Source organism: Paraburkholderia sp. Cy-641, assembly GCF_011752945.1.
GTDB lineage: Bacteria > Pseudomonadota > Gammaproteobacteria > Burkholderiales > Burkholderiaceae > Paraburkholderia.
Map to the genome: position 1 here is coordinate 55683 of NZ_VWWM01000016.1, position 12266 is coordinate 67948.

The 12266-nt window shown below is 66.9% G+C and carries 13 protein-coding genes; 6 read left to right on the forward strand and 7 right to left on the reverse strand.

Annotation, left to right across the window (positions count from 1 at the left end):
- Positions 1-321 precede the first annotated feature (321 nt).
- From rlmH to upp, 7 genes are all read right to left on the reverse strand, one after another.
- Complete coding sequence (gene rlmH, locus F3J20_RS10615; protein ID WP_008919684.1) at positions 322-792, reverse strand: 23S rRNA (pseudouridine(1915)-N(3))-methyltransferase RlmH; 471 nt, start codon at positions 790-792, stop codon at positions 322-324.
- A gap of 45 nt (positions 793-837) precedes the next feature.
- Positions 838-1290, reverse strand: coding sequence for a ribosome silencing factor (gene rsfS / locus F3J20_RS10620; RefSeq protein WP_167047866.1), 453 nt, complete (start codon positions 1288-1290; stop codon positions 838-840).
- 4 nt (positions 1291-1294) lie between these two features.
- Entirely contained in the window at positions 1295-2071 is a 777-nt protein-coding gene (locus F3J20_RS10625) for a nicotinate-nucleotide adenylyltransferase (protein WP_167048004.1), read from the reverse strand.
- Positions 2072-2134: 63 nt separating this feature from the next.
- Positions 2135-3058, reverse strand: coding sequence for an oxygen-dependent coproporphyrinogen oxidase (gene hemF, locus F3J20_RS10630; protein ID WP_167283348.1), 924 nt, complete (start codon positions 3056-3058; stop codon positions 2135-2137).
- Between the two features lie 320 nt (positions 3059-3378).
- Positions 3379-4686: a phosphoribosylamine--glycine ligase gene (gene purD, locus F3J20_RS10635; RefSeq protein ID WP_167283349.1), complete on the reverse strand. Its 1308-nt coding sequence runs from the start codon at positions 4684-4686 to the stop codon at positions 3379-3381.
- A gap of 288 nt (positions 4687-4974) precedes the next feature.
- Positions 4975-5703, reverse strand: a complete 729-nt coding sequence (locus tag F3J20_RS10640) for a YebC/PmpR family DNA-binding transcriptional regulator (protein ID WP_167283350.1) — start codon at positions 5701-5703, stop codon at positions 4975-4977.
- 780 nt (positions 5704-6483) lie between these two features.
- The gene (gene upp, locus F3J20_RS10645; RefSeq protein ID WP_167047853.1) at positions 6484-7134 is read right to left on the reverse strand and encodes a uracil phosphoribosyltransferase; all 651 of its coding nucleotides are present in this window, start codon (positions 7132-7134) and stop codon (positions 6484-6486) included.
- A 267-nt stretch (positions 7135-7401) separates the two neighbouring features.
- Between upp and F3J20_RS10650 the strand changes: the two genes are divergently transcribed.
- The 6 genes from F3J20_RS10650 to kdpA all read left to right on the forward strand — a co-directional run bounded on the left by F3J20_RS10650 (position 7402) and on the right by kdpA (position 12190).
- Positions 7402-8181, forward strand: a complete 780-nt coding sequence (locus tag F3J20_RS10650) for an SDR family oxidoreductase (RefSeq protein WP_167047850.1) — start codon at positions 7402-7404, stop codon at positions 8179-8181.
- Positions 8182-8451: 270 nt separating this feature from the next.
- Positions 8452-8841, forward strand: coding sequence for a methylglyoxal synthase (locus F3J20_RS10655; protein ID WP_167047847.1), 390 nt, complete (start codon positions 8452-8454; stop codon positions 8839-8841).
- A gap of 106 nt (positions 8842-8947) precedes the next feature.
- Positions 8948-9922, forward strand: a complete 975-nt coding sequence (locus tag F3J20_RS10660; protein WP_167283381.1) for a quinone oxidoreductase — start codon at positions 8948-8950, stop codon at positions 9920-9922.
- Positions 9923-10185: 263 nt separating this feature from the next.
- On the forward strand, positions 10186-10299 hold the full coding sequence (locus F3J20_RS10665; protein WP_167047844.1) for a potassium ABC transporter ATPase: 114 nt from the start codon (positions 10186-10188) through the stop codon (positions 10297-10299).
- Positions 10296-10388, forward strand: a complete 93-nt coding sequence (kdpF, locus tag F3J20_RS10670) for a K(+)-transporting ATPase subunit F (RefSeq protein WP_017331558.1) — start codon at positions 10296-10298, stop codon at positions 10386-10388. Before F3J20_RS10665 ends, kdpF begins: the two co-directional genes overlap by 4 nt.
- On the forward strand, positions 10385-12190 hold the full coding sequence (kdpA, locus tag F3J20_RS10675) for a potassium-transporting ATPase subunit KdpA (protein WP_167047841.1): 1806 nt from the start codon (positions 10385-10387) through the stop codon (positions 12188-12190). The genes kdpF and kdpA overlap by 4 nt, the downstream gene beginning before the upstream one ends.
- The last annotated feature ends 76 nt before the right edge of the window (positions 12191-12266 follow it).

Consider the following 12266-nt stretch of genomic DNA (forward strand, 5'->3'; position numbering starts at 1 on the left):
GGATTCGGATGGCGTGGAGGCGGTGGGCGCGGTGACGGTAGCAGAGGGAGATGAGCGGGCAGGGTGAGCGGGTAGACTGAGCGTTGCATCGGCGCGCCGCAACGAGCCGCGCAGCGATCATTACATCAAGCGGGGCGCGGAGCAAATGTCTGGACACGCTACGTCGAAACGCATCGTTCGGCGCATCGACGAGTATCGGTGGCCGGTGCCCCGTGAGTCGTCGCCCGGCAATGCCTGATCTGCAATACGCAGGGACACGGGCACGGACATCGCGCATCGCCGCGCATCAGCACGCGGCACACGCCTTATGCGCTCACACGCTCACGCGCGATGATACGGGTGATTCTGCGTGATGGTCCACGCGCGGTAAAGCTGTTCGGCAAGCAGCACGCGCACCATCGCATGCGGCAAGGTGAGGCTCGATACGCGCAGCATCATGTCGGCGCGCGCCTTCAGTTCGGGATCGAGCCCGTCCGCGCCGCCGATCAGAAAGGCCACGTCGCGCCCGTCCTGCTGCCAGCCGGGCAGTGCGCCCGCCAGCTGCATCGTGGTCCAGTCCTTGCCGCGCTCGTCGAGCGCGACGATGCGCGCGTTCTTCGGCAACGCGGCTTCGATCTTCTGCCGCTCGGCGGCCATCACGCTCTCGGCCGAACGTCCCGACGAACGCTGCTCGGGCTTGATCTCGCGCAGCTCGATGCGTAGCTCGGGCGGCATGCGTTTCGCGTATTCGTCAAAGCCGGTGGCGATCCAGTCCGGCATCTTGTGGCCGACGGCGAGGATATGCAGTTTCATCGCGAGGAAGGTAGCGGTGTTTCCGGTGTGCCGGATCAGGCCGGCTTACTTGCGACGCGCCGCCGTCTTGCGCGCGGGTTTCGCGGCCGGCGCTTCCTCGTCTTCGTCCTCCTCGTCGGACTCGCTCGCGCGCGCGCCGCCGAACGGATTCGGCGTCGACAGCTTGATGCGCACCGGCTTGTCGCCCCAGATCTCTTCGAGGTTGTAGTACTGGCGCAGCGCCGGTTGCAGGATGTGGACGATCGCGTCGCCGCAATCGACCAGCACCCATTCGCCGATATCCTCGCCCTCGGTGCTGACGATCTCGCCGCCGGCTTCCTTCACGCCTTCGCGCACGCTCGAGGCGAGCGCCTTGGTTTGCCGGTTCGAGGTGCCGCTCGCGACGATCACGCGATCGAACAGCGAGGTCAGGTGGGTGGTGTTGAACACCCTGATGTCTTGCGCCTTGACGTCTTCGAGAGCGTCGACGATCACGCGTTGCAGTTTGCGAATATCCATGGAGTTACCGGTGGTACAGATGATGTTGAAGAATATAGTCCCACACCGCGGCCGGGACATGACTCGCGGCCTTGTCGTGGGTTGCGCCGTGGGCCTCGTTTTGCGCCTGGTGACCCGCTTTCCTGTCCGCGTTGCCGCCCGTCGGGTCGTCCGCCAGCGCGAGTTCGCGGCTCACCTGGTCGCGCAGATGCGCGCGAATGTCGGTGGCCGAGACGTCGAACGCGAGCGTCGTGTCGATCAGCAGATGCCCGCACGGCGTCGCCTGCAGCACGTCGGCGCCGGCTTCGCGCGCGGCGATTTCCTGTGCGACCGCGGGCGGTATCGACGCGAGGTCGAAGCCGGGCCGCGTGGCCGCGCAGATGTGCGCGAAGTCGAACAACTGCCGCCAGCCGTGCCACGTATCGAGATGCACGAGCTGGTCGGCGCCCATCAGCAGCGTGATCGACGCATCCTCGCCTTCGCGCTCGCGCCAGCGGCGCAGCGTGTCGACCGTGTAGGTCGGGCCGTCGTGATCGATCTCGTCGGTCGCGACGCGCACGCTCGCGCCGGGCAGCGCGAGCGAGGCGGCCGCCGCGCGCGTCATCGCGAGCCGGTGCACGGCCGGCGAGACGTCCGCCTTCTGCCACGGCTGGCCGGCCGGCAGCAGCACCAGCTCGGTGAGCCGCAGCACGTCGGCGAACCGTCGCGCGAGCGCGAGGTGGCCGTCGTGGATCGGATCGAAAGTGCCGCCCAGCAGGCCGATCCGGCGGGGCAGGGCGACAGGGTGAGCGTTCGGCTTCAGGTGAAAATCCTTATCGTGACCGGGAGCGTGTCGAGTGTGATCGTGCGCAGCGCGGACGCCGCCTCACACCCACTCGCGCGGCACGAGAAAATCGCTGTAAAGACGCGCTTCCGGCGTGCCCGGCTCGGGCTGCCAGTCGTAGCGCCAGTTCACCACGGGCGGCATCGACATCAGGATCGATTCGGTGCGTCCGCCGCTCTGCAGTCCAAACAGTGTGCCACGGTCGAAGACCAGATTGAACTCGACGTAGCGGCCGCGCCGGTACGCCTGGAAGTCGCGCTCGGCCGCGCCGTACGGCGTGTCGCGGCGCTTCTCGATGATCGGCAGGTAGGCCTGGAGAAAACCCTCGCCGACGCTTTTGAGCATCGCGAACGACGGGTCGAAGCCCGGCTCCGAGAAATCGTCGAAGAAAATCCCGCCGATGCCGCGTGCTTCGTTGCGGTGCTTGAGGAAAAAATATTCGTCGCACCCGCGCTTGAAGCGCGGGTAGAGGTCCGCGCCGTAGGGCGCGAGCGCGTCGCGGCAGACGAGGTGGAAATGCCGCGCGTCCTCTTCGTAGCCGTAGTACGGCGTCAGGTCCATGCCGCCGCCGAACCAGAACACCGGCGCTTCGCCTGCCTTCGTCGCGATGAGCAGGCGCACGTTCATGTGCACGGTCGGGCAGTGCGGATTGCGCGGGTGCAGCACGAGCGACACGCCCATCGCCTCGAAGCCGCGCCCGGCCAGTTGCGGACGCGCGGCGCTTGCCGAGCCCGGCAACGCGTCGCCCGCGACGTCCGAGAAGCCGATGCCCGCGCGCTCGAAGAACTGGCCACCTTCGAGAATCCGCGTGATGCCGCCGCCGCGCAGCTTCTCGCCGGGCGCGCGTTGCCATGCGTCGGTTGCGAACGGCGTGCCGTCGAAGGCGCCGAGCGTGTCCGCGATATGCGATTGCAGGCCTTGCAGCCAGCTGCGCACGGCCTGTGCGTCGTAGCTCGAATCGGTCATGAATGCAGATGCTGAGGGCGGCACGCTCGTCGTGCCGCGGGTTCTTCGAAGAGGGCGCCGGCCGCGCCGGTTTCTGGACTACGCTTGCGCGGGCGGGCCGTGGGTTCGGTCCGCTCCGCGGGGCGGGTGAAACGGCGGCTTGCCGCATCGGTCGAACCGCGGGCTCCGTGCCCGTTTGCCGCGACGAGCGCGGCAAACCCAGTGTAGCGTGCGGCGTGCCCGTGCCGGGCTGCCCGAGGCGCGGCAGTTCGCCGCCCGCGCCCCCGGCGGCGCGCGCTGTCGCCGCTCGCGCGGCGCCCGGCGCCCGGTGCAAACGCCGCTTAGCGGCTTTCGAGCTTGCCGTCGGCGCGCGCGTCGTGCTTGCGGTTCACCGCGCGATAGCCGATGTCGCGGCGATACTGCATGCCGTCGAAGGCGATCTGGTTGATCGTTTCGTAGGCGGCCGCCTGCGCGGTGCGCACCGAATCCGCGAGACCGACGACGCACAGCACGCGGCCGCCCGAGGTGGTCAGCTTGCCGTCGGCGAGCGTGGTGCCGGCGTGGAACGTGACCGAATCCGCAGTTTCGGCGGGAATGCCGTTGATGCGGTCGCCCTTTCTCGGCGTATCCGGATAGTTGTGCGCGGCGAGCACGACGCCGAGCGCGGTGCGGCGGTCCCATTCGAGCTCGACCGTATCCAGCGTGCCGGCGATCGCCTGTTCGACCACCTTCGAGTAGTCGCCCTTCAGACGCGCCATGATCGGCTGCGTTTCGGGGTCGCCCATGCGGCAGTTGAATTCGAGCGTCTTCGGGTTGCCTTGCGCGTCGATCATCAGGCCCGCGTACAGGAAACCGGTGTAGCGGATGCCTTCCTTCTCCATGCCGCGCACGGTCGGCAGAATGATTTCGCGCATCACGCGCGCATGCAGTTGCGGCGTGACGATCGGCGCGGGCGAGTAGGCGCCCATGCCGCCCGTGTTCGGGCCCTGGTCGCCGTCGAGCAGACGCTTGTGGTCCTGGCTCGACGCGAGCGGCAGGACGTGCTTGCCGTCCACCATCACGATGAAGCTCGCTTCCTCGCCGGCGAGGAATTCCTCGATCACGACGCGCGCGCCGGCATCGCCGAGCTTGTTGTCCGACAGCATCATGTCGACCGCGGTATGCGCCTCTTCGAGCGTCATCGCGACCACCACGCCCTTGCCGGCGGCGAGGCCGTCGGCCTTGATGACGATCGGCGCGCCCTTCGCATCGAGGTAGGCATGCGCGGCGGCGACGTCGGCGAAGGTTTCGTATTCGGCGGTCGGAATGCCGTGGCGCTTCATGAACGCCTTCGCAAAGTCCTTCGAGCTTTCGAGCTGCGCGGCTTCCTTGGTCGGCCCGAAAATCTTCAGGCCGCGCGCACGGAACAGGTTGACGATGCCGGCCGCGAGCGGTGCTTCCGGCCCGACCAGCGTGAAGGCGATCTGCTCCTGCTCGACGAAATCCGCGAGCGCGGCCGGCTCGGTGATGTCGAGGTTGCGCAGCCGCTCGTCCTGAGCGGTGCCGCCGTTGCCCGGCGCGACGTAGACGAGCTGGACCCGCGGCGATTGCGCGAGCTTCCATGCGAGCGCATGTTCGCGACCGCCGGAACCGACGACGAGTAACTTCATGTGAATCCCCGAGACTTGAAAACCATAAACGGCCGGGCGACAGGCCCAGCCGTGCAATGAACCCTCGACAGCGGGCTGCGTGCCGGCTGTCCGTTTAGCCTTCGCGCGCCCGAAGGCGCTGCGCGCGGCGAAACGTGTGACGCAACAAAACGTGCGGCGAAGCGCGTGGGCGACGTGCGCCCCGACTCAAGGATCGTTCGACGAATGGTGCGACGAAACGGCCGGCGCGCGGCGGCCGGTAACGGGCCGCCTGCACGATGCTGCGCGCGACGCGTGGCCGGCACGCGCTTATTCGTCGGCGATCGATGCGTTTGTATAGACTTCCTGCACGTCGTCCAGATTTTCCAGCGCGTCGAGCAGCTTCTGCATTTTCACGGCGTCGTCGCCGGTGAATTCGACTTCCGTTTGCGGCTTCATGGTGACTTCGGCCAGTTCGGCCTTGAAGCCCGCCGCCTCGAGCGCCGTCTTCACCTTCGAAAAATCGTTCGGCGGGCACAGCACTTCGATGCTGCCGTCCTCGTTCGTGACGACGTCGTCGGCGCCGGCTTCGAGCGCGGCTTCCATCAGCGTGTCCTCGGCCGTGCCGGGGGCGAACAGGAACTGGCCGAGGTGATCGAACATGAACGACACCGAGCCGTCGGTGCCCATGTTGCCGCCGTTCTTCGAGAACGCGTGACGCACTTCCGCGACCGTGCGCGTGCGGTTGTCGGTCATCGTGTCGACGATCACCGCCGCGCCGCCGATGCCGTAGCCTTCGTAGCGGATTTCCTCGTAGTTCGCGCCGTCCGCGCCGCCGACACCGCGCTGGATCGCGCGGTTGATGTTGTCCTTCGGCATGTTGGCGTCGTACGCCTTGTCGACTGCGAGCCGCAGACGCGGGTTCGAGTCGATCTCGCCACCGCCGAGGCGCGCTGCTACCTGGATTTCCTTGATGAGCCGCGTCCAGACCTTGCCGCGCTTGGCATCGGCCGCTGCTTTCTTATGCTTGATGTTGGCCCATTTCGAATGACCCGCCATACTTTTCTCCGTCGCACGCGCCAGCAGGGCGCACGCATAGTGCAATTGTCGTTGCGATGTCGGGCGCTTCGCTGATCGCGCCTCGATGTCAAACCGTCCGCCAGCCACGCTGCCGGCGTTAAAGCGGATAACCGGGTTGCCGGGCCGGGCGCCTGACCGGCCGATCACCCGATCACCGCGGCTCGGCCGTGGCTTTAATGCCCGCGCCGCGACTGAAGCCCGCGTGAGGCGTCTTCAGTCTGCTTGCCCGTGTATCTCCGCTCGTGGCCGCCTGCGCCCCGGCTTGCCGCTTTACCCTCGTGCTGTTGCCTTTGCGCGCGCTGGTTCGCCGTGACCTTGAATCCGGGCCTGGCTGGCCCATACAAGCGGGGCGCAGTCCGGCGGCGCGGTTGGGGCGGGCGGATGACGTGCGGCCAATGCGGTGTAACCCGATACGGCACAACCCGAAGCCGCGCGACCCGGACAGACGCCGCGTGACTCCACAAGGCGGCGCGATGCGCCAGTCGGTGCGACAGGCCGAAGCAGCCGTGGCGAAGTTACAGCGGCGCAGTGACAGCCGTTGTGCCGGCGAGGTTGCAGGTCAAGCCGTGCGTCGAGCGGATTCGAATTTTATCACGCCGCGACGGTGCGGCAGAGGGAGCCGTAGCGCGAAACCGCGTGGCAATGCAATGAAAATGAAGCGCAAACGCAATGCAGCTGAAATGAACGCACAGTCCGAAGGGCCGCCGCATGCGTTGCGCCGATGAGGCGGGCACGGCCCGAGCCGGCCCGCCCCGCGCGTCAGTTCTTGGTGCCGAACAGCCGGTCGCCCGCGTCGCCGAGACCCGGCACGATGTACGCGTGCTCGTTCAGATGCGAGTCGAGCGACGCGACGAACAGCTTCACGTCCGGATGCGCGTCCTGGAACACCTGCACGCCTTCGGGCGCGGCGACGAGCGCGAGGAACAGGATGTTCTCGCCGGACACGTTGCGGCGCTTGAGCACGTCGACTGCGTGCACGGCCGAGTAGCCGGTCGCGACCATCGGGTCGCACAGGATGAACACGCGGTCCTCGAGGTCCGGCAGCCGCACGAGGTATTCGACCGGGCGATGGTCGTCGGCGCGGTACACGCCGATGTGGCCCACGCGCGCCGACGGCACCAGTTCGAGCAGGCCGTCCGACATGCCGACGCCGGCGCGCAGCACCGGCACGATCGCGAGCTTCTTGCCGGCGATCACCGGCGCGTCGATTTCCATCAGCGGCGTGTTGATGCGGCGCGTGGTCATCGGCAGATTGCGGGTGATCTCGTAGCCCATCAGCAGCGTGATCTCGCGCAGCAGTTCGCGGAACGTGCGCGTCGAGGTGTCCCGGTCGCGCATGTGCGACAGCTTGTGCTGGATCAGCGGGTGATCGAGGATGAAAAGATTGGGAAAACGGCTGTCCTGGGTCATGGGGGGGCACACGCGGCGGCAAGAGGGATCGGTTCGGCGCGCGCTTTCGTCTGTTTAGTCCGTTTCGTCCGCACGCTCGGCAAGCGGAATAGGGACGGGCGGATGGGGGACGGGCGCGCCACGCCGCAAGTTTACCGAAAGAGTGCCGCCCGACGATACCGGAGATTGCAGCGAGCCGGCACAGTCGGGCACCGATTCTTCTAGAATCGGGGAAACTTCGCCATGCCCGCGCGTTTCGCGCCGGCTTCACGCCACGAGGACACACAGATGGATATGGGAATCGCAGGACGTACCGCGCTCGTTTGCGCGGCCAGCAAGGGGTTGGGGCGCGGCTGCGCCGAAGCGCTCGCCGCCGAGGGCGTCAATCTGACGATCGTCGCGCGCACGGCCGAAACGCTCGAAGCGACCGCGGCCGAAATCCGCAAGCAGAGCGGCGTCGAGGTCAGGACGGTCGCGTGCGATATCACCACGCCGGAAGGCCGCGCCGCCGCGCTCGCCGCCTGTCCGCAGCCGGACATCCTCGTCAACAACGCGGGCGGGCCGCCGCCGGGCGACTTCCGCAATTTCACGCACGACGACTGGATTCGCGCGCTCGAAGCCAACATGCTCACGCCGATCGAGCTGATCCGTCAGACCGTCGACACGATGAGCGCGCGCGGCTTCGGGCGCATCGTCAATATCACGAGCTCGGCGGTGAAGGCGCCGATCGACGTGCTGGGCCTGTCGAACGGCGCGCGCTCGGGGCTGACCGGCTTCGTCGCGGGACTCGCGCGCAAGGTCGCGCCGACCGGCGTGACGATCAACAATCTGCTGCCGGGCATCTTCGACACGGACCGCATCGCGGTCACGTTCGATGCGCAGGCGAAGGCGCAGAACATTTCCGTCGACGAGGCGCGCAAGCAGCGCATGAAGACGATTCCGGCCGGGCGCTTCGGCAACCGCGACGAGTTCGGCCGCGCGTGCGCGTTCCTGTGCAGCGTGCACGGCGGGTTCATCACCGGGCAGAACTGGCTGATCGACGGCGGCGCTTATCCGGGGACTTATTGAGCGGGTACGTAGCCGGTACATAGCAGGTACGTACTGGGCGGCCTGCACCTGGCGGGTATTCGCCGAACAGGTGCATATCGGGCCAGTGCCGGCCAGGCCAGGCGCGGCGCGTACGCCATACTGGCGTGCCGTCGTACCGGGCAGGCACGCACCACGGCAGGTTCACGCGGAGCCGGGCATCGTCGCCGGGCCCGTGCGGCATCATCGGCAACATCGGCGGCAACGATACATAACGACAGTGACCCCTAACGGTTTGAGGAGCTTTACGTCATGACCACCCGCATTGCGCTGATCGCGCACGATCACAAGAAGGACGACATCGTCAAACTGGCCGGCGAATACGTCGATACGCTCGCGCACTGCGAGATCGTCGCGACCGGCACGACCGGCGGGCGCATCAGCGACGCGCACGGCCTCAAGGTCGAGCGCATGCTGTCCGGCCCGCACGGCGGCGACCTGCAGATCGGCGCGCAACTGGCCGAAGGACGCGTGGACATGGTGATCTTCCTGCGCGATCCAATGACGCCGCAACCGCACGAGCCCGACATCAACGCGCTCGTGCGCGCTTGCGACGTGCACAACATTCCGTGCGCGACGAACATCTCGACCGCGCGCATGGTGCTCGACGTACTGGCGTTGCGGATGAAGGGCCAGGCCTGACGGCGCGGGCGCGGCGGGCGCCTGGCGCTCGCGGAACAAGCGCTGCGCGCCACGCGCAATCCGCACGCGCGACGCGACAATCCAGAATCCAGATCAAGGAGACATGATGGCCAAGGCAATCCGATTCGATAAAACCGGCGGCCCCGAAGTGATGAAATGGGTCGACGTGGAAGTGGGCGAGCCCGGCGCGGGCGAGATCCGCATCCGTCAGACGGCGGTCGGTCTCAACTATATCGACGTGTATTTCCGCACCGGCCTGTATCCGCTGCCGCTGCCGGGCGGCCTCGGCATGGAAGCGGCCGGGGAGATCAGCGCGGTAGGCGCGGGCGTCGGCGGCCTGAAGGTGGGCGATCGCGTCGCCTACGTCGCGCGGCCGCCCGGCGCGTATGCGCAGGAGCGCGTGCTGCCGGCCGCGCAGGTCGTCAGGCTGCCCGATGCGGTGAGCGACGAGCAGGCCGCCTCGGTGATGCTGCAAGGGCTAACCGCGCAGTATCTGCTGCGCCGCACGTATCGGGTCAAGGCCGGCGACACGATCCTGATCCAGGCCGCGGCCGGCGGCGTTGGCCTGCTCGTGTGCCAGTGGGCGAAGGCGCTCGGCGCGACCGTGATCGGCACGGTCGGCTCCGACGAGAAAGCCGAGATTGCCAAGGCGCACGGCTGCGATCACGCGATCGTCTACACGCGCGAGAACTTCACGAAGCGCGTGCGCGAGATCACCAACGGCGCGGGCGTGCCCGTCGTGTACGACTCGATCGGCAAGGACACCTTCGAGAAGTCGCTCGACTGCCTCGCGCCGCTCGGATTTTTCGTGAGCTTCGGCAATGCGTCGGGTCCGCTGCCGCCGATCGATTCGTCGGAATTCGCCGGACGCGGCTCGCTGTTCTTTACGCGTCCGACGCTCTTTACCCATATCGCCAAACGCGCCGATTACGAGGCGATGTCGGCGGAACTGTTCGACGTGCTCGTGTCGGGCAAAGTCAAGACCAGCATCAATCAGCGCTATGCGTTGCCGGACGTCGGCCAGGCGCATGCCGATCTCGAAGGCCGCCGCACGACGGGGTCGACGATTCTGCTGCCGTAAGGGCGAAAGGCGAACGCGGAAGTAAAGGGCGAAACAAGCGCTGAAACAAGCGCCAAACCCAACCCAAAGACGAAGGCGGCGAATCGCGCCGCCCACACACTGCCTCGTTTCACCTCGCCTGACTGAGGGCCGCTCCGTCGCAAGACCGGGCGGCCCTTTTGCGTTTACACGATTTTTACGCGCATCCCCGCATCTTTGACCAGGCCTTTAGACGGATCGGCATACCGTTGCATCCATCCGGAATCCGTCAATGGAGAACAAAAATGGATGTGCTGTATGTCGGGGGGCTCGTGCTGTTCGCCGTGCTGACCTTCGGATTGATCGACGGCTGCGAGAAGCTCGCGCAGTTCCGCCGCGGACAGGGAGCGCGCTCATGACCTGGATGCTCTGGCTGGCCGGCGCGTCGACCGCGCTGCTGTTCGCGTATCTCGTGTATGCGCTGCTGCGCGCGGAGGACATCGAATGAACGCGAACAATGTCCTGCAGGCGAGCCTTTTTATCGTCGTGCTGCTGGCTGCCGCGGTGCCGGTGGCGAGCTATATCGGCGCGGTGATGGACGGCAGTTCGCGCGTGGTGCGCCTCGGCGCGCCGCTCGAACGGCTGCTTTACCGTATCGCGGGTGTCGATGCGTCACGGGAGATGGGCTGGAAGCATTACGCGATCGCGACGATCGCGTTCAACGTGCTCGGCGCACTGTTCCTGTACGTGCTGCTGCGCGTGCAGGGCGGGTTGCCTGGCAATCCGCAGCAATTCGGCGCGATGTCGGTCGACAGCGCCTTCAACACGGCCGTCAGCTTCGTGACCAACACGAACTGGCAGGACTACACGCCCGAGCAGAGCGTCGGCTATCTGACGCAGATGCTCGGCTTGACCGTGCAGAACTTCCTGTCGGCGGCGACCGCCATCGTCGTCGTGATGGCGCTGATTCGCGGTTTCGCGCGCCATACCGCGCAGACCATCGGCAACTTCTGGGTCGACGTCACGCGCGTGACGCTGTACGTGCTGCTGCCGATGGCGGCTCTCGTCGCGGCCTTGCTGATGAGCCAGGGCGTGATCCAGAACTTCAAGGCGTATCAGGACGTGCCGACGCTGCAAACCACCACCTACGCCGCGCCGAAGCTCGACGCGCAAGGCAACCCGGTGAAGGACGCGAAGGGCAATCCGGTCACGGTCGACACGCCCGTGAAGACGCAGACCCTCGCGATGGGCCCGGTCGCCTCGCAGGAAGCGATCAAGATGCTCGGCACCAATGGCGGCGGTTTCTTCAACGCCAATTCGGCGCACCCGTACGAAAACCCGACGCCGTTCTCGAACTTCGTGCAGATCTTCTCGATCCTCATCATCCCGGCCGCGCTCACGCTCGTGTTCGGCCGTGCGATCGGCGACCGCAGGCAGGGCGTGGCCGTGCTCGCGGCAATGACGATCGCGTTCGGCGTTTGCGTGTTCGGCGAAATGAGCGCGGAGCAGCGCGGCAATCCGGCCTTTGCGGCGCTGCATGTCGATCAGTCGGCCAGCGCGCTGCAAGCGGGCGGCAACGCCGAGGGCAAGGAAACGCGCTTCGGCATCGCGCAGTCGGGCATCTTCACGGTCGCGACCACGGCGGCGTCGTGCGGCGCGGTCGTCAATACGCACGACTCGCTGACGCCGATCGGCGGCCTCTACCCGATGCTGCTGATGCAGCTCGGCGAGGTGATCTTCGGCGGCGTCGGCTCCGGCATGTACGGCATGCTCGTGTTCGCGCTGCTCGCGGTGTTCGTCGCGGGTCTGATGATCGGCCGTACTCCTGAATACGTCGGCAAGAAGATCGAGGCGTACGAGATGAAGATGGTGTCGATCGTCGTGCTGCTCACGCCGCTGCTCGTGCTGGTGGGCACCTCGATCGCGGTGCTCAGCGACGCGGGCCGCGCCGGCATCGCGAACCCGGGCGCGCACGGCTTCTCCGAAATCCTCTACGCGTTCAGCTCGGCCGCGAACAACAACGGCAGCGCGTTCGCGGGCTTGTCGGTGAATACGCCGTTCTACAACTGGCTCACCGCGATTGCGATGTGGTTCGGCCGCTTCGGCACGATCGTGCCGGTGCTCGCGATTGCCGGCTCGCTCGCCGCGAAGAAGCGCATCGGCGTGACGGGCGGCACGCTGCCGACGCATGGGCCGCTCTTCGTCGTGCTGCTGCTCGGCACCGTGCTGCTGGTCGGCGCGCTGACCTACGTGCCGGCGCTCGCGCTCGGCCCCGGCGTCGAGCATCTGATGATGATGGGCGCGCAGTGAGGCGGCGCAGGCAAACCCGCAACTGAACAGCTCAAAAGCGCGCGCCGGCGGCAGCGGGTTGCAAGACCCAGGCAAG